This is a genomic window from Pseudomonas sp. Irchel s3h14 (genome assembly GCF_900187425.1).
Taxonomy (GTDB): Bacteria; Pseudomonadota; Gammaproteobacteria; order Pseudomonadales; family Pseudomonadaceae; genus Aquipseudomonas.
Window position 1 is genome coordinate 308,822 of sequence record NZ_FYDJ01000007.1, and the last position, 21,526, is coordinate 330,347.

A 21,526-nucleotide genomic window follows, 5' to 3' on the forward strand; every position below is an offset into this window, starting at 1 on the left:
ATGGCGTTCTCTACACAAGACAGCGATGAAGTGCTCAGCGAGATCAACGTCACGCCTCTGGTGGACGTGATGTTGGTGCTGCTGGTGGTGTTCATCGTCACCGCGCCACTGCTGACCAACGCGATCCCGATCAACCTGCCGAAGACCGAATCTGTCGCACCGGTGGACCAGAAAGATCCGCTGGTGGTCAGCATCGACGACAAGGGCAAGGTTTTCATCAACAAAGATGAGATTCAGGCTGATCTGCTCGAGTTCAACCTGCAGGCGGCCAAGGTGAAAAATCCCGACGTGCGTGTGCAACTGCAGGCGGACAACGGAGTGAATTATGGTGAAGTGGCCAGGGCCATGGCCTCGATCGAGCGGGCCGGGATTACCAAGTTGTCGGTGATTACGGCGAAATAGGATTCGGGTTTATTGCATTAGATGTGGGGCGGTGAATTATGGGGGAGACCGCGTTTGGCGAGCAAACTCCACTAGCTGTTAGTAAGCGGGCGGTGAACCCATCTTGCTTTTTATCGTCGTGAGTTCGAATCTCCAGAGATAGCCAAAGCAGTACCTTCATCAGTCGCGACAAAATGGCTTAAGATAATCAGGCTGGAATGGAACATATCGACTAAAGGACTCGTCATTTATGGAAACGCCCTTTTCTCAAATCAGCGAGCGTTTGAACAATCGCCGATTTACGGTAGCGGACAACGCCCACGGGCTATCCGGTGTGGGCACAGTATTTCACTACCATGTCGAGGAAAATGCCATTTCGGGCACTTACCAAGGCGGCCGAATTCGCATGGGTAATCAAGTCGGGCGCGCGACAGGCCCCGATACCATTGAGCTTCTTTATCAGTGTTTAACTACGGATGGCGAGATGCTTGCCGGCTGGTCTCGCGGCACGGTAGGCGTTGATCACGCTGGACGTACCACTCTGACCTTCGTATGGGGTTGGTTGTCGGGCGCGACTGGAGGAGGGGAGTCTAGCTACGTCGAGCTTGCCACATAGCGGCTAAGGATTTTTAGATTACAGGCCGAAGAACTTGTGCCTAGCATGAGCCATGCAGTCAATCTCGATGACGCCGAGTGCAAAGCTGGCTTTGTAGCCGCCAAAATCGTCAATTGGCTATAGCTAGAATCCAATAGCGTGGCGTGGATTCACTCCTTTTTGCTCTTGATACACCCTGAAAACAAGTCCAGAATCAAGTCCATTCCTACTTCAGGAATAAACGAAAACCCTTAGATTTCAATGGGTCGGACGCCAGATGCGAGTCTCGTTTCCCGCTCCAAATATTGCGCCATGGAGTTTGACTGAATTCCACGAGGAACGAAAAAACACCCGGGATATTTTCGTCTACTCGTTGGCTCACTGCGTTCCAGTCGTACCAATGGAAGCCCAATGAGGGTACACATAGAGGTACAGAAATTTTCGAACTTGAAAATTTCCTTTATTTTCAGCGACAAAGAGGATAGTTCGATTCCGGCTTCGGCACCATCTTAAATCAAGGGTTTGCGGGCGAAAGCTGATGCAAACCCTTGTTTGTTTCTGGCTTGCTTTTTTTCAGCCCACGGCAGTTATTGATCCCGACCGCTAACCCCTGGATTAGCGCCGCGTCGATCTTCGCCAGAAGGGTTGCCGTCATCGACAAGCCTTCTCTCTGCCAAGACATTTTGAAGAGCCTGGCGGGCTGCCGGATCGAGCTGATGCTCTCTTTCTTTGAGTTCAAGCAAGATAGGGCTGGACCAAGTGCGATAGGTTTTCTCCGCAATACGAATAGGTGTCATCTGTCTCCTCCTTGATCAAGGCCCGCCAACGCAGCCGGCGCCATTTCGATTCGATAGAACCCTAGTCGAGAAATCTGTTTGCCGCCAAAAATGGCAGGGTGCCAGGGGCGCCTCGCGGGTGCCGTTATTGGGTTCGTGATGGAATGCAATACTCGATTTCATCCCTCATTTGCCCAGACGCACGTAGCAGCCGTGCGCCGAACATAATCGGAAAAATCCCGCGCCGGCCGACCCAGCGCACGCTGTACGCCATCGGCAACCGGTGTATTACGGCCATCAAGCACGGTGGTGAAGAGATACAGCACCAGGTCGATCAGTTGTGCAGGAAGTTTTTCCTGTTCCAGCGCCTGACGATAAGCCTCTGGCGGCACTGCGGCGAAACGGATTTCGCGTTTTGTCGCATGGGCGATTTCATCGACGGCTTCGGCAAACGTCAGCGCTCGTGGGCCCGTCAGTTCATAGAGTTGGCCAGAGTGTTCTGGTTTGGTCAGCGCCTCGACCGCGATCTCGGCGATGTCTTCTGCATCGATGAAGGGCTCTACGATATGACCGACGGGGAGGGCCAGTTCCCCTTGAAGGATAGGTCCCAGGAAGTGCGCCTCGCTGAAATTTTGGAAGAACCAGCTGGCCCGCAGGATTGTCCAGTCGACTCCGCTGTTCTGGATGACGCGTTCGGCCTGTTCTGCTTCGACCTCGCCGCGCCCCGATAGCAGCACCAGTTTGCTGACACCGCTTTTGACCGCCTGATCGGTGAATTCTTGAACCGTTTCCAGCGCGCCAGGGACAGCGAGGTCTGGTTGAAAGGAGAGGTAGACCGCGTGAATGCCATCCAGCGCAGCTTCCCAGGTGGTTCGATCTTCCCAGTCGAAACGGGGTGTCGCTCCCCGGGACCCCAAGCGGACAGGCCGGCCGGCAGTTTCCAGTCGTTGGGCAATTCGACGACCGGTTTTGCCAGTCGCGCCGAGAATCAGGATGTTCTCTTGAGTGGTTTTCATCGCGTTCATCTCCATCGGGTTAATGTGAGTGGTGCTCACGTTAAAAAAGATGATAAACCCTCACCTTATGCCGTCAACCGACAGAACCCTGGAAACCGACGTATGGAAGCTTCCTGTTGAGCGGTGCTAAGGTGAGCCTATGTCATGTTTATTGAACGGAAAGTGTACCCATGCCCAAGAAAATTCCTGAGGTGCTCGAGCCGCTTGTTTCAGAGCCGACTCGGCGCAACCCCACACAACAACGCAGTCGAGAGCGTCAGGAGCGAATACTGGCCGTGGCGACTCAACTGATCGTGACCAAGGGCAGCGATCAATTAAAAATGAGTGAAATTGCCGAGCGGTCAGAGATATCGATCGGATCGCTTTATCAATACTTTCCTGACAAGAGTTCGGTGATTCAGATGCTCGCCGAGCGCTATAACGCCGAAAGCCGCCGCTGTATCGAAGAGGCGTTGGGTGCAGTCGAGGACGCGCAAGGATTGCAAGCAGCCTATTCGGAGCTGCTCGATCAGTATTACGAGATCGTTTTTGCTACACCTGCGATGCGTGATATCTGGTCCGGGATGCAGGCGGACAAACAGCTCATGGCGTTGGAACTGCAGGAGAGTCGTATTGCGGGCGGGTTATTGGCTGACGCGATGCTTCGGGTGTTCCCCGACAGCGATGCGTTGCGGGTTCGGGAATCTGCGTTTCTGATCTGGCATCTGGGGGAGGCGACGATGCGGCTGGCCATCACCTGCACACCGGAGGAGGGGCGTGGTCTGGTCGAGGCTTTCAAACGCATGTCATTGCTGGAAATCATGGCGCCAGCGGCCGGATCGAGTGAATTCGATTCAGCCGCCGAAGCTGTCAGTTAAACGAAAGGTTGACCGGTAAAACCACGAGGCAATCGTTGCAATCCTTCCATAGCAGTGAGCCGTTCGACCCAAGCCGCGCGCCAGTCATTGGCTGTATGCGTAACTTTGGCTTTGCGTGCGGCGCGGCGTGCAGCGTTGCGCTGGTCTTTGCGCGCATCCTTGAACGCGTCGGTGTTGCGGCAGCTTCTGCATTTCACCCGGGTAAGTTCGCTGGTTGAAACGAGCTTGCTGCCTTTGTGACCGCAGGCCAGATGCCCGCCGACTTTGAAGTGAGTAACCATCAGACGCCTCCTTCGTGACGTGTGATCGTTTGACCTCCAGCGTACGGTGACGTTCGTTGCCTGCGTAATGGGCAAAAAAAAAGGCCCGCATGCGGGCGGGCCAGGGGGGATTCTTCAAAGGAGTCCGGTCACTGTAGGGCGTGAGTTGTGAACACAGTGTGAAATAGACTGCACAGTAATAAAAAAGCCCAGCGCCAGGCCGGGTTGGGGATGTAGCAGGAAGCGCTCAGGCAAGGACGCACCCGGTGACGATAAGGTCGCCGTTTATGCGTCCTGAATCAGGCCGTGTCCTTGAGGATGTCCAGATCGAATCATCTGAACCGCGGCAGGGGCGGGTCGACAGGTTTGAGCGACGACAGCGTATTGCGAATCAGTGGCGTGTCCTTCTCGATGTCGTTCAGACGATCACGGATTCGGAGGGCCGTCGGGTGCCCGCCTTGATGATCGACCCAGTCGGCGATTTCCTTGCATGCCGCTGCCAGGCGAGCCTGACGGGAGTCGAGCAGGGTGAGCAGTGTGGTGATGGACTCTTTTTCGGACATGGCAAACACCTCCGTTCAAGAAACCTGTAACTGGCAGCAAAAAGCCCGCGGGGAGCGAGCTGTCTGCCGATGGGGTCGCTAATCCTTCAGCTTTTTTCAGTATAGACCCGTGAAAGGCCGGTGGCATCAGCCTTCTCGGACCGTCACTTGCGACCTGGCATTGAGCTGCCGGCATTCACGCCGGGCGTCTTCTTCATGGTCGAAACCGTCACCGATGAAGCCACGGGTTCGAGTATCGGCAATGCGATACCAGACGGCGGCATCGGGTGGTGGATGGTTGGTATCTCCGGCTCGGCGGCCATAGATGATGATCTTGTTGCAACGCTTCACAACGAAAATGTCTTCCATGGCGTCACCGCAGCTAATTCAGGTTCACAACAACTATAGAAGCCATTTGCGATCGTGCAAAAAATAGACAGGTCAGTTCGTCGCTTCAACGGTTGCGATCATCTTCTCCAAAAACACCGCAAGCCCGACTTCCTCTGCCCTGAGCCCTTTGCGCGCTCGTGGCCTGGGCAGCTCAGCCAACGCACCGACAAGAAAACCATCGAGCACCGCCGGGTGGATGTAGCACTTGCGGCAGACTGCCGGAGTGTTACCCAATTGTTTGGCAACGTTTTTGACCATCTCCACCACGTGCCGTTTTGCGTCCGATTCGGGCTCCCACTGCAGTTCCCGCAACACCGCCAACGCCAATGCGCTGCCGGCCCAGGTGCGGTAATCCTTGGCAGTGAAATCGGCACCGGTGAGGGTTTGCAGGTAGGCGTTGACGTCGGAGGAACTGATGGTGTGCCGCTCACCGTTTTCATCCAGGTACTGAAACAGGTTTTGCCCGGGGATTTCCAGGCAGCGTTTGATAATCCGCGCCAGGCGCCGGTCTTTCACGGTGATCTGATGCTCGACGCCGCTCTTGCCGCGGAACTGGAACTGGATCGCGTTGCCGTTGACCTCGACGTGACGGTTGCGCAGGGTGGTCAGGCCGTAGGAACGGTTGTCTCGAGCGTATTGGGTGTTGCCGACCCGGATCAGCGTCGCGTCGAGCAAGGTGATGACCGTGGCCATGACTTTGTCGCGACTGAAGCCGGGAGCCGCCAGCAGTGCTTCAAGCTGTTTGCGCAGTTTTGGCAGCGCCAACCCAAAGTCCCGCAAACGTGAGTACTTGTCGGCATCACGCACTTCTCGCCAGCGTGGGTGATAACGGTATTGCTTTCGACCCCGGGCATCACGACCGGTCGCTTGCAGATGGCCGCGCGGGTCCGCGCAGATCCACACATCGGTGTAGGCCGGGGGCACAGCTAGGGCATTGATGCGTTTGATTTCGTCTTGATCGGTGATGCGTTGACCCGCGGGATCGAAGTAGCAGAACTTGCCACGCAGTTTCTTGCGGGTGATACCGGGCTGGGTGTCTTCGACGTAATGCAGGTCGGATGGCAGCACATCGGGCAGCGCGGTATCGGGCATGGCGGTAGTCCTTGGCGAGGGAGCAGGGCCGTTACAGCCATTGACCGCACGCCGTTGCAGTCGTGCCAGCGGATTTACGCCAGCACCGCTACCGCCTTGATCTGTGCCCAGAGTTGCTGGCCGGGGTGCACGCCCAATTGGTCCCGGGAGTAGCGGGTGATCCGCGCCAGCAGCGGTGTGCCGGCAGCGTCCAGGCGAATCAGCACGTGGGCGGCGTTGTCGGCGCCCAATTCACTGATCACGGTGACCGGCAGGCGATTGAGAATGCTGCTTTGCTCGACGCTTTGCAGGCTCAGGCTGACATCCCGCGCCTGAACCTTGCAGCGCAGCGCCTGACCCGGGGTCATCGGTGAGTGAGCCACGCGAATGTTCAGGGTCGTATTCGGCAGTTGCAGGGTCAGCAACTGATAGTCGGCGTCATAGGCACTGACGTGCCCCTCGATTACCACGCCAGCGTCGTCGCCCAGCGCCAGGGGCAGGTCGAGACGGGCTAGCGTTTCGCCAATAGCGCCGCTGGCCAACGCTTTGCCGTTGCTGAGCAAAACGAGGTGATCGGCCAGCCGCGCGACTTCATCCTGTGAGTGGCTGACGTACAGCACCGGGATGTCCAGCTCATCATGCAGTCGTTGCAGGTAAGGCAGGATTTCGTTTTTGCGCTGGCTATCCAATGCCGCCAGCGGCTCGTCCATCAGCAACAGCTTCGGGCTGGTGAGCAAGGCGCGCGCGATGCCGACCCGCTGCCGCTCACCGCCGGAAAGGTGCTGCGGATGGCGATCCAGCAAATGGCCGATCCCGAGCAGTTCAGTCGCGTGTGCCATGTCGACCCGCCGCTGTTGGCGAGGAATGCGCTTGAGACCGAACTCCAGATTGGCCAGCACCGACAGATGGGGAAACAGGCTGGCTTCCTGGAAGACGTAACCCAGCGCACGTTTGTGTGGCGGCACGAAAATCTTCTTGTCGCTGTCCTGCCAGACTTCGTCGTTGACCTGGATGAAACCCTGCTCAGCCTTCTCCAGGCCGGCGATGCAGCGCAGGCAGGTGGTCTTGCCCGAACCGGAATGACCGTAAAGCGCAGTGACTCCGCGGCCGGGCAATTGCAGATCCACTTCCAGGGCGAACCCCGAGTACCTCAGTTTCAGACGCGTATGAATCATCGATCAGCTCCAGCCCGCTTTGGTTTTACGGCTGGAGTAGAGCGCCAGCAACACAATAAAGGAGAACACCAGCATCGCCCCGGCCAGCCAATGGGCCTGGGCGTATTCCATGGCTTCGACGTGATCGTAGATCTGCACCGAGACCACACGGGTCTTGTCGGGAATGTTGCCGCCGATCATCAGCACCACGCCGAACTCACCCACGGTGTGGGCGAAACCGAGAATGGCAGCGGTGATGAAACCGGGGCGGGCCAGCGGCAGGATCACGCTGAAAAACGTGTCCCAGGGATTGGCGCGCAAGGTAGCGGCCACTTCCAATGGGCGAGTGCCGATGGCAGAAAAAGCATTTTGCAGTGGCTGGACCACGAACGGCATCGAGTAGAGCACCGAGCCAATCACCAGCCCTGCAAAACTGAAGGTGAGGGTGCCGAGCCCCAGTGATTGGGTGAAGTGGCCGATAAACCCGTTAGGACCGAGCGCCAGCAACAGATAGAAGCCAATCACCGTCGGCGGCAGCACCAGGGGCAGGGCGACGACTGCCCCGACCGGGCCGCGCAACCACGAGCGGGTGCGCGACAGCCATAACGCAATCGGAGTGCCGATGATCAGCAGGATGACCGTCGTCAGTGACGCCAGTTTCAGGGTCAGCCAGATGGCGGAAAAGTCGGCACTCGATAGCGTCATTTAGAGTTGGTAACCGTAGGATTTGATAATTGCGGCGGCTTTCGGACCTTTGAGGTAGTCAACCAGTGCCTTGGCGGCCGGGTTGTCCTTGCCTTTGTTGAGGATCACCGCGTCTTGTTTGATCGGGTCATGCATGTCGGCTGGAACAACCCAGGCCGAGCCGCCGGTGACTTTGCCGTCTTTGTAGATCTGCGACAAGGCCACAAAACCCAGTTCGGCGTTGCCGGTGGACACGAACTGGTAGGCCTGGGTGATGTTCTGGCCTTCAACGATTTTGGCTTTGACCTTGTCGGTCAGGCCCAGCTTGGCCAGTACCTGAGTAGCGGCCAGACCGTAAGGGGCCGCTTTCGGGTTGGCGATGGACAGATGCTGATACTGGTTGTCGCTCAACACTTTGCCCTTGGCATCGACGTAACCTTCTTTCGCCGACCACAGCGCCAGGGTGCCGACGGCGTAGGTGAAGCGCGAGCCCTTGACCGTGTCGCCTTCGGTTTCGAGTTTTTGCGGGGTGGTGTCGTCCGCCGAGAGGAACACTTCGAACGGTGCGCCGTTCTTGATCTGGGTATAGAACTGGCCGGTGGCACCAAAGGAGGTGACCAGTTTATGCCCGGTGTCTTTTTCGAAATCAGCGGCGATCGCCTGAATCGGTGCAGTGAAGTTGGCGGCGACGGCGACCTGGACTTCGTCCGCCTGGGCGGACCCGAAAGCGAACACTGCCAGCAGGGTTGTCAGGCAGGTGGGGGCAAAACGTGAGGCACGAATGGTCATGAAACGGCTCCGTCGTAGGCAAGTGCAGCGAGGGGGGTAAACGCTATATAGCGGAATATATAGCGAAATGCCTGCAAACGGAATGCGCGTTGTTGAGACCACGCTGAACCTGTAGCAGCTGGCGCAGCCTGCGTTCGGCCGCGAAGCGGTCGTGAAACCTGACACCGCGGTCTTTCAGGTTAACCGTGGCAGCTGGATTTACGACTGCTGCGCAGCCGAACGCAGGCTGCGCCAGCTGCTACATGGATGTGCATTACTGACGAAGCAATTTCGCCAATCCTTCCTCAGCCAGACGCCGGGTCAACTCCGCCGTGGTCATTTCAACGCCCAGCGTGAATGCCTGACCCGCCCAGAGATTGCTGAAATCCGCTTCTCCCTTGGCCCGCAATGGCATCAGCGCACCACCCGCCAGCGGGAAGGCCGGAGCTTTTGCGCTCATCGGTCCGAGTTCGCGCATCACCCGATTGAGAATCCCGCGCGCCGGGCGGCCGGTGAAAATGTTAGTGACGGCAGTTTCACTTTCCTTGGCCGTGCGCAACGCCTTGTGATGAGAAGCGCTGACCTTGGCCTCTGGCGTGAACAAGTACGCCGTGCCCACTTGCACCGCCGAAGCCCCTAACAGGAAAGCCGCCGCGACGCCTCGTGCATCGGCGATCCCGCCCGCAGCAATCACCGGCACTTTCACGGCATCAACGATCTGCGGCACCAGCGCAAAGAGGCCCACCTGGCTGCTCAGATCATCACTGAGAAACATGCCTCGATGGCCACCGGCCTCGTACCCCATGGCGATGATCGCGTCACAACCCTGTTGTTCGAGCCAGATCGCTTCTTCGACCGTGGTGGCCGAGGAAATCACTTTCGCTCCAGTGGCTTTCACGCGGTCCAGCAGGGACTTTTCCGGCAGGCCGAAGTGAAAACTCACGACTTCGGGGCGAAATTCTTCGATCACTTCGCAGGCCGCGCTATCGAACGGCGCACGATTGGACACCGGCGTCGGCGCGTCGAAGTCCACGCCAAGTTCCCGGTAGTAGGGTTCCAGCAGACTCTTCCAGTCTTGAGCGCGTTGCTCATCGGCGGCGGGAGTCTGATGGCAGAAGTAGTTGACGTTAATCGGGCGCTGAGTGTGCTGACGAATCGTTTTCAGCTCCTCGCGCAACTGATCGATGCTCAACATGGCGGCGGGCATCGAGCCCAGGCCGCCGGCGTTGCTGGCTGCGATAACCATGGCCGAACCGGTCGCGCCGGCCATGGGCGCCTGGATGATCGGCAGCTCAATGCCAAGCAGATCAAGAATGCGGGTGTCTGGCCATTTGCTCATTTGAAGGGTTCTCCGACGTCATAACAGGGCAGGAACGGTAGGACCGTTTTTGTATCAGCTATGACTGACATAAGGCCAGCCGAGTTTTCGTTTCGTATGTCACTCTTGGCTTAAAGTCGAGTACGGTGAAATGTTGCTGTGTGTTATTTCAACTGCACGACAACTGAGTGATTCCATCTGGAGGCAGCAATGTTCCAAGGCATTTTGATCGACAAAGACGACAGCGGTTACCGGGCCACACTGCAAGAGATCAATGACGATCAACTGCCCGAGGGCGATGTGACGGTGCGTGTGGCGTACAGCACGCTGAACTTCAAGGATGGCCTGGCGATCACCGGCAGCAGCCCGGTGGTGCGAAAATTCCCGATGGTGCCGGGGATCGATCTGGCGGGTACTGTCGAAGTCAGTGAACATCCGGACTACAAAGTCGGTGATCAGGTCGTACTCAATGGCTGGGGTGTTGGCGAAGGACATTGGGGCGGACTGGCGCAGAAGGCTCGCTTGAATGGCGACTGGTTGATTCCGCTGCCCAAGGCATTCACCACGGCGCAAGCGATGGCCATCGGCACGGCGGGTTACACGGCGATGCTGAGCATCCTGGCGCTGGAGCATAATGGCGTGACGCCCGAACAGGGCGACGTATTGGTCACCGGCGCCAATGGCGGTGTAGGCAGTTTCGCCATCGCACTGCTGAGCAAGCTCGGCTATCGGGTGGTCGCGTCTACCGGTCGCACCTACGAACACGATTACCTCAAGCAACTCGGCGCCAGCGAAATCATCGACCGCGCCACGCTGTCCGAGCCGGGCAAACCCTTGGCCAAGGAGCGTTGGGCGGCGGTCATCGACTCGGTCGGCAGTTACACCCTGGCCAACGCCTGTGCCAGCACGAAGGCCAACGGCACTGTCGCCGCGTGTGGCCTGGCGCAAGGCATGGACTTCCCGGCTTCAGTCGCCCCGTTCATTTTGCGCGGCGTGACTCTGGCCGGGATCAACAGCGTGACTCAGCCCAAAGCCAAGCGGATACTGGCCTGGAATCGTCTGGCCAAGGATCTAGACTTCACCTTGCTGCCGCTGATCAGCCACGAAATCGGCTTGAGCGAAGTGATCGAGGCGGCACCGCGATTGCTCGCCGGTCAATTGCGGGGGCGGGTGGTGGTCGACGTCAATCGTTGACTGTCTCACCGCCAATCAAACAGACAAACGACAGAGACAAGGACTATCGATCATGGATGTAAAGCAGCGTGAAGTGCGGCCCTTTAGCGTCTCGGGCCTGCAAGTGCGCACCTGTAATGCCGCAGAGCAGCAACCAGACACTGCGCGCATCGGCCCGATGTGGGAACAATTTTTCGTTGAGGACATCTTCGACAAGATCCCCCACAAACAGCCGGATTCCTTCATGTACGGCGTCTACTCCAACTACGAGTCCGACGCTTCGGGCCACTTCGATGTGACCGCGGGGGTGGCGGTCACCGCGCCCTCCGAGGACTTTCCGCAGATTCAGGTGGAGGGAGGCGATTACCTGGTGTTCAGCGCCAAAGGGGCGATGCCGGACAGCGTCATTCAGGCGTGGGGCCTGATCTGGGCCTACTTTAAGGACAACCCGCAGGTTTGCCGCACGTTCGCCACCGACTTCGAGGTCTATACCAGCCCGGATTCAGTGTCGGTCTATATCGGCATTCAGGACTCAGACGGGTTTTCGCGCTCAAGCAACTGACGCTTGCGCTCCACACCCCAGCGATAGCCCGACAGGTTGCCGTCGCTGCGCACCACACGGTGGCACGGAATCGCCACCGCCAGATTGTTCGCGCCGCAGGCTTGAGCCACGGCGCGCATCGCTTTTGGCGCGCCGATTCGCTGAGCGATATCGGCGTAGCTGGCGGTGCAGCCGGCGGGAATCTCCCGCAGAGCTTGCCAGACCCGTTCTTGAAAAGCGGTGCCACGAACATCCAGCGGCAAGTCCAGGCCCAGGGCCGGCGCTTCAATAAAACCAACCACCTTGGCGATCAGTTGCTCGAACGTTTGATCGGCGCCAATCAGATTCGCACGTCGAAACTTGTCCTGCAGATCGCAGACCAGTTGGTGCGGGTCATCGCCCAGCAGGATCGCGCAAACACCACGCTCACTCTGTGCCACCAGAATCGCTCCCAGGGAACACTGGCCGACGGCAAAACGAATGTCGTTGTTCTGACCGGCGGCGCGGTAATCACCGGGTTTCATGCCCAATAGTTGATCGGCGGACTCATAGAAACGGCTGTTGGAGTTGAAACCGGCGTCATACAGTGCGTCGGTCACCGAGTCTCCGTCCGCGAGGCGCTCACGGACCCTGCGTGAACGATGGGCCGCGGCGTAACCCTTGGGTGTCAGACCGGTGACCGCTTTGAACACCCGATGGAAGTGAAAGCTACTGAGGCCCGCAGCAACAGCCAGTTCGCTCAGGACAGGCAGATTCTCCGCGGTTTCGATCTGGCGGCAAGCGGCCGCTACGGTCGCAGCATGTTGCGCGGCGACGTCGCTTTGATCTTTCGCGGCGCGTTTGCTCGGGCGATAACCCGCCGCCTGGGCCTGCTCGGCGGTGTCGAAGAACTCGACGTTCTGCGGTTTCGGCAAACGCGCCAGGCTGCTGGGGCGGCAGTAAATGCCGGTGGTTTTCACCGCATACACAAACTGTCCGTCTGCCCTGGGATCACGCGCGACGACGGCGGCCCAGCGAGGATCGTTCTCGGTGGCGATCTTTGTCGAATGGCTTGTCATGGCTTCATGTCCGTTGATCCGTTTCATGCAGATTAATCAGCCGACGGGGTCGCTGCACCCCGGGTCTTGCGGTCGAATTCGAAGGTTTCATCCGGCGGTACGAAAGGTGAAGTTGATCCGTTGCTCGCCCAGTCGCGGGTGTTGGCCATCCTTGATCGGCAACACCCCGTGATAGCGCAAGCGATCCACGCCGCCCCAGACCACAATGTCGCCATGCAACAGCGGCACTCGTTGGCTTTTATCGCTGCGCTCGAAGCCGCCGAACAGGAATATCGCCGGTAATCCCAAGGACACTGAAACAATGGGCGCTGCGTAGGAAACTTCGTCTTTATCCTGGTGCAATGACATCTTGGCCCCGGGAACATAACGGTTGATCAGGCAGGAATCAGGCATGAAATCCGCAAATCCCGCTTCCCGCGCCGCCGCTTGTGCCAGTTCGAAAAACACCTCGGGCATTTTCGGCCAGGGTTGACCGGTCTGCGGATCATGGCGGGTATAGCGATAACCGCTGCGGTCGGTGGTCCAGCCCAGCGCGCCGCAACTGCTCAAGGCGACCGACATGGTAAAGCCCCCGGGCGTGATCATCTGGCGAAACGGTGCCGCCGCCAGAACCGCGTCCAGTGCGGGCAGCAACTGATCCAGCCAAGGCAGGGCAAAACCTCTGAGGACGCAAGACTGTTCGCCGATCCGATCGAGCCTGGGTTGCTGCTCGGGCTCCGCATCGGCAAACAAGTCGAAGGTGGTCGGGTTCATGGGGTCATAACGCATCGTGAAAGATGATTCCAAGGGTATGCCGTTTTCCACTGTGCAGGCGACTCACGCCGTGGCGCAGGGTGACTCGGTAATAGCCGCGAACGCCTTTGACCGGTCGTTGGTTGACGGCAAAGATCAGCCCGTCACCTTTCTTCAGGCCGATGACCTGAGGGCGCGACTGCATCCGCGGGCGCTGTTCCGTCAGCACGAACTCGCCACCGGTGAAGTCTTCGTCCGGCTCTGACAGCAGAATCGCCACTTGCAGCGGGAAGACGTGTTCGCCGTACAGGTCCTGATGCAAGCAGTTGTAGTCCTGCGGTCCATATTGCAGCAACAACGGCGTCGGGCGTTCCTGACCGGCGGCATGGCAGCGTTCGAGGAACGCTTCATGCGCTTCAGGGAAACGGGTCGGCAGGTCCATCTGCTCGTACCAGCGATTGGCAATGGGCACCAATCGAGGATAGAGCGCACTGCGCAAACGGGCGACGACATCTGGCAGCGGGTATTTGAAGTATTTGTACTCGCCACGACCAAAGCCGTGACGAGCCATGATCACTTGCGAGCGAAATGGTTCGGGGCGGGCATACAGAGCGCTGATTTCATCGCACGTCTCGTGGCTTAAAAGCGACCTGATGATCGCGCAGCCATCTTGATCGAGTTGCTGTTCCAGCGCTTCCCAGTCCAGTCCATCGAGAGAACGCTCGCTCATCGCTGAGCCTCACGCTCCAGCAGTTGCCGTTTGCGTTCCAACCCCCAACGATAGCCGCCGAGGCTGCCATCCTGACGCAATACTCGATGGCACGGCACGATCACCGCCAGCGGGTTCGCTCCGCAGGCATTGGCCGCCGCCCGAAAAGCCGAGGGTTGCCCCAGTTGTCGGGCGATATCCAGATAGCTGGCGGTTCCACCCACAGGTATTTGTCGCAGGGCATTCCAGACTCGCCGTTGAAACACGCTGCCCGTCAGATCCAGCGGTAAATCCAGGGCGGAGCGCGGGTCTTCGAGGTGGCGCAAGGTTTGCTCCAGCGCAGGCATCAAGCCTTCATCGCGCTTCGGTGCTTGTTTTCCGGGGAAACGCCGCGAAAGATCGCGTTCCAGCGTGGCCAGGTCATCGCCGAGCAGCAACGCACACAACCCCCCGGCGCTGAACGCGAGTAGCAAGACGCCAAGGCTGGAAGTGCCGCTGATGAAGCGAATCGAGGAAGTAGACATGTTCTGACTCCTTAACCAAAGGTTGAGGTGGCCAGTCTAGGGAGCGGGGGCTTCGTTAACACTCTGTCGCTTGCGGTTGAATTCCAGAGGCAGGAGCAGACGTCCATGTTGTCGCTCCGGATCCTGTTACAACGCTTTGCTGACGCTTATTTCGCTGATGACGTCTTCGCTCGAACCATGAAGAGCGTCCAGCGCGGCCTTGGCTTCTTCTTCGGTGCCGTTTTCAAGCTGGGCAAATTCGAAGCGACGCTCGCCATTGAGTTTGTATTTGATGACGTACTTGGTCGTTTGGGCCACGGTCATACCTGCTTGTCTTGGTGTTTGGGTGTCACTCAGCTCAGTTTCGTGCTGGAGCGGCGGATGATCTTGATGGTGTGAGTCAGGGTCGGTTTGCGAGTCACACTGATCGGCCGGCGGTTGACCGTGTCGATGGTGATATTCCAGAAACCGGTGCTTGGCGCAGTAATCCGGGCCGGGAAGGTGTCGAATGCTCCACCATGGTAAGTGTGGCGGCCGCCATTCTTGAAGCTGCGGAAATTGGCGTCGTTCATCAAGCGGATATTGCATGTTTGGGAGCATTGAATGACGACGATGTCGTCTTCGTTGAGGTGCTCGCGCTGGTGGATAAATTTCATGAGGCGCCTCCAGAAGGGCTTTTTCTACAAAATCAAAACGATAGCATGTGCGATTGGCGCAGTTTATCAGCCCGAACGGGTTATTATCCGGTCGTCGAGGTCTGCTTTGACAATTAAAAACAGTTATACGGAATTCTATGAGCGATAAACGCAGCAAGCCTCGGAGAAAAACAGCATTTGTACTGTCGGAGTGTCTTTATCGGAGGTGTTGTATGAAGTGGGGTGTACTGGTCCTGCCTATGGCGATAGCGATGAGTGGTTGTGCGAGTGTTTCGGAGATCAATGAGTCGCTGCCGACCATGAGCGTGATTTCAGGCAAGAAGCCTCATGAGTACGCGCAATGCCTCACCGAGAAACTGGCCAGCAGCCGGGGAGCCTTGCAAGTCGAACCGCACAAGGACGGAATGCGAGTCATCGTGCCGCAGAAGTTCTCCTCGGGCCCGGCGGCAGTATTTGATATCGAAGACCGCTCCACTGGCAGCAGCATCAAGTTGCATGAGCGCATTTCCAATGTGCCGTTGCGCCCCATGGATGTACGCAATGCCGCTACGGCGTGCATTTCCGGCTGATAGACTGTCGCCCGTCAGCACCGATGCCGCCAAAGCAGCGCTTTGGCGGCATTGTCATTTCTGGAGTCGAGCATGAAGCGAGAGCAGGTACGGGAGCGCCATGCAGAGGGTCACATCTCTGCCACCCACGTGATTCAGAATCCGGCGAATCCGGGAGAATGGATCGTGTTTTTCAAGAAAAGCGCTGGGCGCAGTTATTTTCTGGTGGATGAAAACGATGAAGTGGAATCCTTCAGTAGCCTCGATGAATTGATCGAGACGGTGCGCGGTCTCGGGATCAAGTTCGCCGAAATTCACATGTAGGGCAGGGCGCCTTACTTGCAGACCACCACGACGCTGCGGTTCTTGTAGTTGCCGACGTCGACACCCAGCGTCTTGTCGCTTTCCTTGGTCGAAGGTGTTCCGTCGGTACCGACGATCCGATAGCCGGTGCCGGCGCAAGAGGCATCGGCTTTTTCGTAGCAGGTCGCCCAGGAATTGGCTTCCCCGGAGCAGTCGATCGCCAGGCCTTGTTCGCCGTTGTTCAGGTAGGTCGTTTCCGAAGTGGCGCAGCCGCTCAGGGCCAGAGCCGCGATCAGTGGCAAAAATTTATTCATGTCGTTGTCGTCGTCAGGATGAAGGGGCTGAGCCTGTGACAGCGCTGGCATCAAAAGGTTATAGCGAATGGCCACTTTGTTGCAGGCAATCACAAAAAAGCCCTGCGCGAGCAGGGCTTGGGTCGAGTCGGGTGCTTCTCAGGACTTGTCCTTGCCGCGACGCTTCGGGGCTGGATGTTCGAGCTCCAATACGGATGCCACTTCAATCGCCAACGCCTCGGTCGGGAAAGGCCCGGCGATCTCCTCGCCGCCGCCGAAGTTGAATATCCACCACTGGCCGTCTTTCGCCTGATTGATCAGGAACCCGTTGACACTTTTTGCTTCCGACATCTATCTGCCTCGTTGACTGGTTCAATCGCGCAATGATAGCGCCAAATGCACTCAACGGGTGCTGATGGTGTAGGGTTGTGCGATTCGCGGCCGTGCAGATCTGATGGTCTGTGCTATCTATAAAGGCTGCGGAGCTATCTCGGGAACTATCCGCGAGAATATTTCTCTATGATGGCATCGGTTAGCCAGCGCGGGGGCATTGTAAGGTGCACGCCGCCTGATTAGACTGCGCCGAAACTCGTACACACAGCCCTATCAAGGACTTATATGATCAAGAAATGCTTGTTCCCAGCAGCCGGTTACGGTACTCGCTTCCTGCCAGCGACTAAAGCCATGCCCAAAGAAATGCTGCCGGTGGTAAACAAGCCACTGATCCAGTACGGCGTCGAAGAAGCACTGGACGCTGGGTTGACCGAAATCTCCATCGTCACCGGTCGCGGCAAACGCGCTCTGGAAGACCACTTCGACATCAGCTACGAGCTGGAAAACCAGATCAAAGGTACCGACAAGGAAAAATACCTGGTCGGTATCCGCAAACTGTTGGACGAGTGCTCGTTCTCCTACACTCGCCAGACCGAAATGAAAGGCCTGGGCCACGCCATTCTGACTGGCCGTCCGCTGATCGGCGACGAACCGTTCGCGGTAGTGCTGGCGGACGACTTGTGCGTCAACCTCGAAGGCGACGGCGTCCTGACCCAGATGGTCAAGCTGTACGAGCAGTATCGCTGCACCATCGTTGCGATCCAGGAAGTGGATCCGCAGGAAACCAACAAGTACGGCGTGATCGCCGGCGAGCTGATCGCTGATGATTTGTACCGCGTTCGCAACATGGTCGAAAAACCAGCTCCGGAAGACGCACCGTCGAACCTGGCGATCATTGGTCGTTACATCCTGACGCCGGATATTTTCGAGCTGATCAAACAAACCGAGCCAGGCAAAGGCGGCGAGATTCAAATCACCGACGCCCTGATGAAACAGGCGAAAAACGGTTGCGTGATTGCCTACAAGTTCAAGGGTCAGCGTTTTGACTGCGGTGGTGCTGAAGGCTACATCGAGGCCACCAACTTCTGCTTCGAGAACTTCTACAAGACTGGCAAGGCTTACTGATAGCCTCTGACTCACTTGTATTGAAAAGCCACCTTCGGGTGGCTTTTTCATTTTCCGTCCCCATATCGTTTGCAGCGCTTGCCCAGCGTGTGTCTGCGGGTATGCTTGTGGACTGCCGAGGAGATTGAAAAAATGGCCTACGATTTTGACCTTTATGTAATTGGCGCCGGTTCCGGCGGTGTGCGGGCTGCGCGTTTTGCTGCCGGTTTTGGCGCGAAAGTGGCCGTGGCCGAGAGCCGCTATCTGGGCGGCACTTGTGTGAACGTCGGCTGTGTGCCGAAGAAGCTGCTGGTCTACGGCGCACACTTCGCCGAAGACTTCGAACAGTCTTCGGGTTTTGGCTGGACGCCGGGTGAAGCGAAATTCGATTGGGCGACGCTGATCGCCAACAAGGATCGCGAGATCAATCGCCTGAACGGCATCTATCGCAATCTGCTGGTTAATAGTGGTGTGACCTTGCATGAAGGCCACGCCAAAATCGTTGATCCGCACCAGATCGAGATCAATGGCGAGCGCTACACCGCCAAAAACATCCTGATTGCTACCGGTGGATGGCCACAGATTCCGGAAATTCCGGGGCACGAGCACGCGATCAGTTCCAACCAGGCGTTTTTCCTCAAAGAATTGCCCAAGCGCGTTCTGGTGGTAGGCGGTGGTTACATCGCCGTCGAATTCGCCGGGATCTTCCACGGTCTGGGCGCCGACACCACGTTGCTTTATCGCGGTGAGCTGTTCCTGCGCGGCTTCGACGGTGCGGTGCGCAAACACCTGCAGGAAGAGCTGACCAAGCGCGGCATGAACCTGCAATTCAACGCCGACATCGAACGTATCGACAAACAGTCCGATGGCAGCCTGAAGGTGACCCTCAAGGACGGCCGTGAGCTGGAAGCGGATTGTGTGTTCTACGCCACCGGTCGACGTCCGATGCTCGACAATCTTGGGCTGGAGAACACCGGGGTTAAACTCGACAAGAAAGGTTTCGTCGAAGTCGACGAGCAGTATCAGACGGCTGAGCCGTCGATCCTGGCGCTTGGCGATGTGATCGGGCGGGTTCAGCTGACGCCGGTGGCGTTGGCGGAAGGCATGGCCGTGGCGCGACGTTTGTTCCAGCCTGAGCAGTATCGCCCGCTGGATTACAAGATGATCCCGACCGCAGTGTTCAGCTTGCCGAACATCGGCACGGTCGGTTTCACCGAGGAAGAGGCCCGGGAGGCCGGTCACGATGTGGTGATCTTCGAAAGCCGCTTCCGTCCAATGAAACTGACCCTGACCGAATGCCAGGAACGCACCTTGATGAAGTTGGTGGTGGACGCCAAGACCGACAAGGTTTTGGGCTGTCACATGGTCGGTCCGGAGGCTGGGGAAATTGTGCAGGGCTTGGCGATCGCCTTGAAAGCGGGTGCCACCAAGCGCGATTTCGATGAAACCATCGGCGTGCACCCAACTGCCGCCGAAGAGTTCGTCACCATGCGCACGCCGGTCGCGGGTTAATCGTCCTTTTTGGGGTCTGATGCGTCTGGCGCTGTCGCAATGACGGCCGCCAGGCGCACGCTCTCATCGAGGCTCGCCTGAGTCTTGAGCAACTCAATTTCCAGCGCTTTGTTTATCTGCGACTGTTCGTCGACGCTCTGTTTCAGCGACTGACTTTCCAGCAGGGCTGCGCGCAAGCGTTCCTGGAGGAGGGTGCGTTCGCTGTCGATACGGTTTACCTGTTCCAGTAGCTGATCCTGTCGAGCGTTGGTTTGCTTGAGTTGATCCTGCAACAGGCTCAACTCTCTCAGGGTGCCACGGTTCTCCGTTAACAAACGCTCGTTGTCACGGTGCAGTTGTGTGATCTCATCCTGGCGCACCAATGCGCTCTGCTGGGCCTGGCGCAATTCCATCTGAATCTGCTGCACCTGGCTTTCGTGGCGACGTTGCTCCTGCTCGCGCTGTTCTTTGACGGCGTTGCGGTAGTGTTCCAGGGCATCGCGAGCGTGCAGGTGTTTCTCTTCAAGGGAGCGGATCTGCTCATCCTTGTCTTGCAAGCGTAATTCGAAATCGGCCAGCGCCTGGTTCAGTCCGGCGTTGCGGGTTTGTTCGGTCTGCAGCATGGCGCGGGTTTCTTGCAGTGCTTCGGACTCTTGAGTTAGTGCCAGGCATTGAATCTCGTACTGCTGATGCAATTGCGTGTTGGCCTGCTGGGCTTCATGCAGTTGCGTATCCAACTCTTTCTTTTGTTTGTCGAACTGCTCGCGGGCCTGATCGATGGGTTCCTGAGCCTGCTCCTTGAGTCTTTGTGCCAGCCGCGAGACCAGTCCCGCCAGCTCATCATCAATAGGTTCTGGCGGCACTTCGACGCGTTCGCTGCCGTCATCCAGCTCCTTCAAATAGCGATGAATCGTGGTTTTCGAGCCCGTGTTGCCCATCTCGATCCGTACCGCATCAATGCTTGGGTTTTCGCCGCGAGCCAAAATTGCCAAGCGTGCTGCCTGGACCACTGCTTTGTTTACACCGCCACGAGCCATGAGTTCTCCTACGATTTCGTACTGTGGTACATGCCACTTAAGTACACAATGTACCACGCTAACGAAAAAGTTAAAATACGATGGGTATTCATGCGGGATATACTGGTATTACCCCGTGTGATGAGCGCTACGTCACGTTTTCACCCGCCAAAGCGGTACGTTTTAGAGAGTTGAGCCGATGACTGAGCTGGATCGTTACCTGCAAGCCGCCACCCGCGACAACACCCGTCGCAGCTACCGGGCGGCTATCGAGCATTTCGAAGTCAGTTGGGGCGGCTTCCTGCCGGCGACCAGTGACAGCGTCGCGCGTTACCTCGTGGCTCACGCGGGTGTGTTGTCGATCAATACCTTGAAGTTGCGTTTGTCAGCACTGGCGCAATGGCACAACAGTCAGGGTTTTCCTGATCCCACCAAGGCGCCAGTGGTGCGCAAGGTCTTCAAGGGCATTCGCGCGCTGCACCCGGCTCATGAAAAACAGGCCGAGCCGTTACAACTTCAGCATCTGGAGCAAGTGGTTGCCTGGTTGGATCAAGAAGCGCAAACCGCGAAAGCTGAACACGATCAACCGGCTCTGTTGCGGGCCAGGCGCGACAGGGCGCTGATTCTGTTGGGCTTCTGGCGCGGCTTTCGTAGCGATGAGTTGTGCCGGCTACAGATCGATCACGTGCAAGCGGCTGCCGGCTCAGGCATCACGCTCTATTTGCCGCGAACCAAGAGCGACCGCGAAAACCTCGGCAAGACTTACCAGACGCCCGCGTTGCAGCGCCTGTGCCCGGTGCAGGCGTACATCGACTGGATCACCGAAGCCGCGTTGGTTCGCGGGCCGGTATTCCGAGGCATCGACCGTTGGGGCCACCTGAGCGAGGAGGGGCTGCACGCCAATAGCGTAATCCCGTTACTGCGCCAGGCGCTGGAACGTGCCGGCATCCCGGCCGAGCACTACACCAGCCACTCCTTGCGGCGCGGCTTTGCCACGTGGGCGCATCAGAGCGGGTGGGACTTGAAGTCGTTGATGAGTTACGTGGGCTGGAAGGATATGAAGTCCGCCATGCGCTATGTTGAAGCCAGCCCGTTTCTCGGGATGACACCGCTCGCGGAAAAAACCATTGGTGCTGCTAAGTAGGTTTTCTTCTATTAATACGTTCGGCTAATAGCGAAAACCAATGAGCAGCATGAGCTTTGCCAATGAGCCATCCGGCAATCGAGTGGGTAGGATTCACTCCATCAACTTCT

The 21,526-nt window shown here is 57.8% G+C and carries 29 protein-coding genes; 10 read left to right on the plus strand and 19 right to left on the minus strand.

Going from position 1 to position 21,526, the window contains the following annotated elements:
- Together CKW16_RS16715 and CKW16_RS16720 are read left to right on the plus strand one after the other, a co-directional pair.
- Window positions 1-402: a biopolymer transporter ExbD gene (locus tag CKW16_RS16715; protein WP_095129344.1), complete on the plus strand. Its 402-nt coding sequence runs from the start codon at window positions 1-3 to the stop codon at window positions 400-402.
- Between the two features lie 229 nt (window positions 403-631).
- Window positions 632-997: a hypothetical protein gene (locus tag CKW16_RS16720; RefSeq protein ID WP_095129345.1), complete on the plus strand. Its 366-nt coding sequence runs from the start codon at window positions 632-634 to the stop codon at window positions 995-997.
- A 566-nt stretch (window positions 998-1,563) separates the two neighbouring features.
- On the opposite strand, the gene CKW16_RS16725 is transcribed toward CKW16_RS16720, so the two are convergent.
- Both CKW16_RS16725 and CKW16_RS16730 read right to left on the minus strand, forming a co-directional pair.
- Entirely contained in the window at window positions 1,564-1,773 is a 210-nt protein-coding gene (locus CKW16_RS16725) for a hypothetical protein (protein WP_095129346.1), read from the minus strand.
- Window positions 1,774-1,931: 158 nt separating this feature from the next.
- Window positions 1,932-2,768 (minus strand): NAD(P)H-binding protein, encoded by an 837-nt coding sequence (locus CKW16_RS16730; RefSeq protein ID WP_095129347.1) that lies wholly within the window; start codon window positions 2,766-2,768, stop codon window positions 1,932-1,934.
- Window positions 2,769-2,938: 170 nt separating this feature from the next.
- On the opposite strand from CKW16_RS16730, the gene CKW16_RS16735 reads away from it, so the two are divergent.
- Entirely contained in the window at window positions 2,939-3,625 is a 687-nt protein-coding gene (locus tag CKW16_RS16735) for a TetR/AcrR family transcriptional regulator (protein WP_095129348.1), read from the plus strand.
- Here CKW16_RS16735 and CKW16_RS16740 read toward each other — a convergent pair.
- From CKW16_RS16740 to CKW16_RS16775, 8 genes are all read right to left on the minus strand, one after another.
- Window positions 3,622-3,906 (minus strand): hypothetical protein, encoded by a 285-nt coding sequence (locus CKW16_RS16740; protein ID WP_046047412.1) that lies wholly within the window; start codon window positions 3,904-3,906, stop codon window positions 3,622-3,624. The genes CKW16_RS16735 and CKW16_RS16740 overlap by 4 nt on opposite strands.
- 311 nt (window positions 3,907-4,217) lie before the next feature.
- Complete coding sequence (locus tag CKW16_RS16745; protein WP_007946177.1) at window positions 4,218-4,448, minus strand: hypothetical protein; 231 nt, start codon at window positions 4,446-4,448, stop codon at window positions 4,218-4,220.
- A gap of 126 nt (window positions 4,449-4,574) precedes the next feature.
- Window positions 4,575-4,796: a hypothetical protein gene (locus CKW16_RS16750; RefSeq protein ID WP_046047413.1), complete on the minus strand. Its 222-nt coding sequence runs from the start codon at window positions 4,794-4,796 to the stop codon at window positions 4,575-4,577.
- Between the two features lie 72 nt (window positions 4,797-4,868).
- Window positions 4,869-5,909 (minus strand): DNA topoisomerase IB, encoded by a 1,041-nt coding sequence (locus tag CKW16_RS16755; RefSeq protein WP_095129349.1) that lies wholly within the window; start codon window positions 5,907-5,909, stop codon window positions 4,869-4,871.
- A gap of 74 nt (window positions 5,910-5,983) precedes the next feature.
- Window positions 5,984-7,063 (minus strand): molybdenum ABC transporter ATP-binding protein, encoded by a 1,080-nt coding sequence (gene modC / locus CKW16_RS16760; RefSeq protein WP_095129350.1) that lies wholly within the window; start codon window positions 7,061-7,063, stop codon window positions 5,984-5,986.
- 3 nt (window positions 7,064-7,066) lie between these two features.
- The gene (gene modB / locus CKW16_RS16765; RefSeq protein ID WP_095129351.1) at window positions 7,067-7,747 is read right to left on the minus strand and encodes a molybdate ABC transporter permease subunit; all 681 of its coding nucleotides are present in this window, start codon (window positions 7,745-7,747) and stop codon (window positions 7,067-7,069) included.
- Window positions 7,748-8,515 (minus strand): molybdate ABC transporter substrate-binding protein, encoded by a 768-nt coding sequence (gene modA, locus CKW16_RS16770; protein ID WP_095129352.1) that lies wholly within the window; start codon window positions 8,513-8,515, stop codon window positions 7,748-7,750.
- A 253-nt stretch (window positions 8,516-8,768) separates the two neighbouring features.
- Entirely contained in the window at window positions 8,769-9,833 is a 1,065-nt protein-coding gene (locus tag CKW16_RS16775) for a nitronate monooxygenase family protein (protein WP_095129353.1), read from the minus strand.
- 189 nt (window positions 9,834-10,022) lie between these two features.
- Here CKW16_RS16775 and CKW16_RS16780 point away from each other — a divergent pair, with 189 nt between their 5' ends.
- The gene (locus CKW16_RS16780; RefSeq protein WP_095129354.1) at window positions 10,023-11,006 is read left to right on the plus strand and encodes an MDR family oxidoreductase; all 984 of its coding nucleotides are present in this window, start codon (window positions 10,023-10,025) and stop codon (window positions 11,004-11,006) included.
- A 52-nt stretch (window positions 11,007-11,058) separates the two neighbouring features.
- Window positions 11,059-11,547 carry a GyrI-like domain-containing protein gene (locus CKW16_RS16785; RefSeq protein WP_095129355.1) on the plus strand — a complete coding sequence of 163 codons (489 nt, stop codon included), beginning with the start codon at window positions 11,059-11,061 and terminating at the stop codon, window positions 11,545-11,547.
- Here the strand turns inward: CKW16_RS16785 and ada are convergent.
- The 6 genes from ada to CKW16_RS16815 all read right to left on the minus strand — a co-directional run bounded on the left by ada (window position 11,511) and on the right by CKW16_RS16815 (window position 15,184).
- Window positions 11,511-12,584, minus strand: coding sequence for a bifunctional DNA-binding transcriptional regulator/O6-methylguanine-DNA methyltransferase Ada (gene ada, locus CKW16_RS16790; RefSeq protein ID WP_095129383.1), 1,074 nt, complete (start codon window positions 12,582-12,584; stop codon window positions 11,511-11,513). The two genes, CKW16_RS16785 and ada, sit on opposite strands and share 37 nt — an antisense overlap.
- An 87-nt stretch (window positions 12,585-12,671) precedes the next feature.
- Window positions 12,672-13,352: a DNA oxidative demethylase AlkB gene (gene alkB / locus CKW16_RS16795; protein WP_095129356.1), complete on the minus strand. Its 681-nt coding sequence runs from the start codon at window positions 13,350-13,352 to the stop codon at window positions 12,672-12,674.
- Window positions 13,342-14,046, minus strand: coding sequence for a 2OG-Fe(II) oxygenase (locus CKW16_RS16800; RefSeq protein ID WP_095129357.1), 705 nt, complete (start codon window positions 14,044-14,046; stop codon window positions 13,342-13,344). The genes alkB and CKW16_RS16800 overlap by 11 nt, the downstream gene beginning before the upstream one ends.
- Window positions 14,043-14,549 carry a methylated-DNA--[protein]-cysteine S-methyltransferase gene (locus CKW16_RS16805; protein ID WP_095129358.1) on the minus strand — a complete coding sequence of 169 codons (507 nt, stop codon included), beginning with the start codon at window positions 14,547-14,549 and terminating at the stop codon, window positions 14,043-14,045. Before CKW16_RS16805 ends, CKW16_RS16800 begins: the two co-directional genes overlap by 4 nt.
- A gap of 126 nt (window positions 14,550-14,675) precedes the next feature.
- A complete protein-coding gene (locus CKW16_RS32325) occupies window positions 14,676-14,852 on the minus strand; it encodes a hypothetical protein (RefSeq protein ID WP_156363902.1) in 177 nt (58 codons plus the stop codon).
- 29 nt (window positions 14,853-14,881) lie between these two features.
- Complete coding sequence (locus CKW16_RS16815) at window positions 14,882-15,184, minus strand: DUF1883 domain-containing protein (RefSeq protein ID WP_024164534.1); 303 nt, start codon at window positions 15,182-15,184, stop codon at window positions 14,882-14,884.
- A 212-nt stretch (window positions 15,185-15,396) separates the two neighbouring features.
- On the opposite strand from CKW16_RS16815, the gene CKW16_RS16820 reads away from it, so the two are divergent.
- Together CKW16_RS16820 and CKW16_RS16825 are read left to right on the plus strand one after the other, a co-directional pair.
- The gene (locus CKW16_RS16820) at window positions 15,397-15,753 is read left to right on the plus strand and encodes a hypothetical protein (protein WP_095129359.1); all 357 of its coding nucleotides are present in this window, start codon (window positions 15,397-15,399) and stop codon (window positions 15,751-15,753) included.
- A gap of 72 nt (window positions 15,754-15,825) precedes the next feature.
- Window positions 15,826-16,056 (plus strand): hypothetical protein, encoded by a 231-nt coding sequence (locus CKW16_RS16825; protein ID WP_008155098.1) that lies wholly within the window; start codon window positions 15,826-15,828, stop codon window positions 16,054-16,056.
- An 11-nt stretch (window positions 16,057-16,067) separates the two neighbouring features.
- On the opposite strand, the gene CKW16_RS16830 is transcribed toward CKW16_RS16825, so the two are convergent.
- Both CKW16_RS16830 and CKW16_RS16835 read right to left on the minus strand, forming a co-directional pair.
- Complete coding sequence (locus CKW16_RS16830) at window positions 16,068-16,349, minus strand: hypothetical protein (protein ID WP_056740098.1); 282 nt, start codon at window positions 16,347-16,349, stop codon at window positions 16,068-16,070.
- A gap of 138 nt (window positions 16,350-16,487) precedes the next feature.
- Window positions 16,488-16,679, minus strand: a complete 192-nt coding sequence (locus CKW16_RS16835; RefSeq protein WP_095129360.1) for a hypothetical protein — start codon at window positions 16,677-16,679, stop codon at window positions 16,488-16,490.
- A gap of 267 nt (window positions 16,680-16,946) precedes the next feature.
- Between CKW16_RS16835 and galU the strand changes: the two genes are divergently transcribed.
- Window positions 16,947-17,786: a UTP--glucose-1-phosphate uridylyltransferase GalU gene (gene galU / locus CKW16_RS16840; RefSeq protein WP_056739849.1), complete on the plus strand. Its 840-nt coding sequence runs from the start codon at window positions 16,947-16,949 to the stop codon at window positions 17,784-17,786.
- Window positions 17,787-17,918: 132 nt separating this feature from the next.
- Entirely contained in the window at window positions 17,919-19,277 is a 1,359-nt protein-coding gene (gene gorA / locus CKW16_RS16845; protein ID WP_095129361.1) for a glutathione-disulfide reductase, read from the plus strand.
- Here gorA and CKW16_RS16850 read toward each other — a convergent pair.
- The gene (locus CKW16_RS16850; protein WP_095129362.1) at window positions 19,274-20,293 is read right to left on the minus strand and encodes a DNA-binding protein; all 1,020 of its coding nucleotides are present in this window, start codon (window positions 20,291-20,293) and stop codon (window positions 19,274-19,276) included. The genes gorA and CKW16_RS16850 overlap by 4 nt on opposite strands.
- 178 nt (window positions 20,294-20,471) lie before the next feature.
- Here CKW16_RS16850 and CKW16_RS16855 point away from each other — a divergent pair, with 178 nt between their 5' ends.
- Window positions 20,472-21,416, plus strand: coding sequence for a site-specific integrase (locus tag CKW16_RS16855; RefSeq protein WP_095129363.1), 945 nt, complete (start codon window positions 20,472-20,474; stop codon window positions 21,414-21,416).
- Window positions 21,417-21,526 lie beyond the last annotated feature (110 nt).

Excerpts from the sequence above, each read along its gene's own strand:
- CKW16_RS16740 (WP_046047412.1), bottom strand. The coding sequence starts at position 3,906 with ATGGTTACTCACTTCAAAGTCGGCGGGCATCTGGCCTGCGGTCACAAA.
- modB (WP_095129351.1), bottom strand. The coding sequence starts at position 7,747 with ATGACGCTATCGAGTGCCGACTTTTCCGCCATCTGGCTGACCCTGAAA.
- modA (WP_095129352.1), bottom strand. The coding sequence starts at position 8,515 with ATGACCATTCGTGCCTCACGTTTTGCCCCCACCTGCCTGACAACCCTG.
- CKW16_RS16825 (WP_008155098.1), top strand. The coding sequence starts at position 15,826 with ATGAAGCGAGAGCAGGTACGGGAGCGCCATGCAGAGGGTCACATCTCT.
- CKW16_RS16830 (WP_056740098.1), bottom strand. The coding sequence starts at position 16,349 with ATGAATAAATTTTTGCCACTGATCGCGGCTCTGGCCCTGAGCGGCTGC.
- CKW16_RS16780 (WP_095129354.1), top strand. The coding sequence starts at position 10,023 with ATGTTCCAAGGCATTTTGATCGACAAAGACGACAGCGGTTACCGGGCC.
- CKW16_RS16805 (WP_095129358.1), bottom strand. The coding sequence starts at position 14,549 with ATGTCTACTTCCTCGATTCGCTTCATCAGCGGCACTTCCAGCCTTGGC.
- CKW16_RS16815 (WP_024164534.1), bottom strand. The coding sequence starts at position 15,184 with ATGAAATTTATCCACCAGCGCGAGCACCTCAACGAAGACGACATCGTC.
- galU (WP_056739849.1), top strand. The coding sequence starts at position 16,947 with ATGATCAAGAAATGCTTGTTCCCAGCAGCCGGTTACGGTACTCGCTTC.
- CKW16_RS16800 (WP_095129357.1), bottom strand. The coding sequence starts at position 14,046 with ATGAGCGAGCGTTCTCTCGATGGACTGGACTGGGAAGCGCTGGAACAG.
- alkB (WP_095129356.1), bottom strand. The coding sequence starts at position 13,352 with ATGCGTTATGACCCCATGAACCCGACCACCTTCGACTTGTTTGCCGAT.
- CKW16_RS16720 (WP_095129345.1), top strand. The coding sequence starts at position 632 with ATGGAAACGCCCTTTTCTCAAATCAGCGAGCGTTTGAACAATCGCCGA.
- CKW16_RS16725 (WP_095129346.1), bottom strand. The coding sequence starts at position 1,773 with ATGACACCTATTCGTATTGCGGAGAAAACCTATCGCACTTGGTCCAGC.
- CKW16_RS16735 (WP_095129348.1), top strand. The coding sequence starts at position 2,939 with ATGCCCAAGAAAATTCCTGAGGTGCTCGAGCCGCTTGTTTCAGAGCCG.
- CKW16_RS16820 (WP_095129359.1), top strand. The coding sequence starts at position 15,397 with ATGAAGTGGGGTGTACTGGTCCTGCCTATGGCGATAGCGATGAGTGGT.
- modC (WP_095129350.1), bottom strand. The coding sequence starts at position 7,063 with ATGATTCATACGCGTCTGAAACTGAGGTACTCGGGGTTCGCCCTGGAA.
- CKW16_RS16850 (WP_095129362.1), bottom strand. The coding sequence starts at position 20,293 with ATGGCTCGTGGCGGTGTAAACAAAGCAGTGGTCCAGGCAGCACGCTTG.
- CKW16_RS16745 (WP_007946177.1), bottom strand. The coding sequence starts at position 4,448 with ATGTCCGAAAAAGAGTCCATCACCACACTGCTCACCCTGCTCGACTCC.
- CKW16_RS16775 (WP_095129353.1), bottom strand. The coding sequence starts at position 9,833 with ATGAGCAAATGGCCAGACACCCGCATTCTTGATCTGCTTGGCATTGAG.
- CKW16_RS16785 (WP_095129355.1), top strand. The coding sequence starts at position 11,059 with ATGGATGTAAAGCAGCGTGAAGTGCGGCCCTTTAGCGTCTCGGGCCTG.
- CKW16_RS16855 (WP_095129363.1), top strand. The coding sequence starts at position 20,472 with ATGACTGAGCTGGATCGTTACCTGCAAGCCGCCACCCGCGACAACACC.
- CKW16_RS32325 (WP_156363902.1), bottom strand. The coding sequence starts at position 14,852 with ATGACCGTGGCCCAAACGACCAAGTACGTCATCAAATACAAACTCAAT.
- CKW16_RS16730 (WP_095129347.1), bottom strand. The coding sequence starts at position 2,768 with ATGAAAACCACTCAAGAGAACATCCTGATTCTCGGCGCGACTGGCAAA.
- CKW16_RS16750 (WP_046047413.1), bottom strand. The coding sequence starts at position 4,796 with ATGGAAGACATTTTCGTTGTGAAGCGTTGCAACAAGATCATCATCTAT.
- CKW16_RS16755 (WP_095129349.1), bottom strand. The coding sequence starts at position 5,909 with ATGCCCGATACCGCGCTGCCCGATGTGCTGCCATCCGACCTGCATTAC.
- CKW16_RS16835 (WP_095129360.1), bottom strand. The coding sequence starts at position 16,679 with ATGTCGGAAGCAAAAAGTGTCAACGGGTTCCTGATCAATCAGGCGAAA.
- ada (WP_095129383.1), bottom strand. The coding sequence starts at position 12,584 with ATGACAAGCCATTCGACAAAGATCGCCACCGAGAACGATCCTCGCTGG.
- gorA (WP_095129361.1), top strand. The coding sequence starts at position 17,919 with ATGGCCTACGATTTTGACCTTTATGTAATTGGCGCCGGTTCCGGCGGT.
- CKW16_RS16715 (WP_095129344.1), top strand. The coding sequence starts at position 1 with ATGGCGTTCTCTACACAAGACAGCGATGAAGTGCTCAGCGAGATCAAC.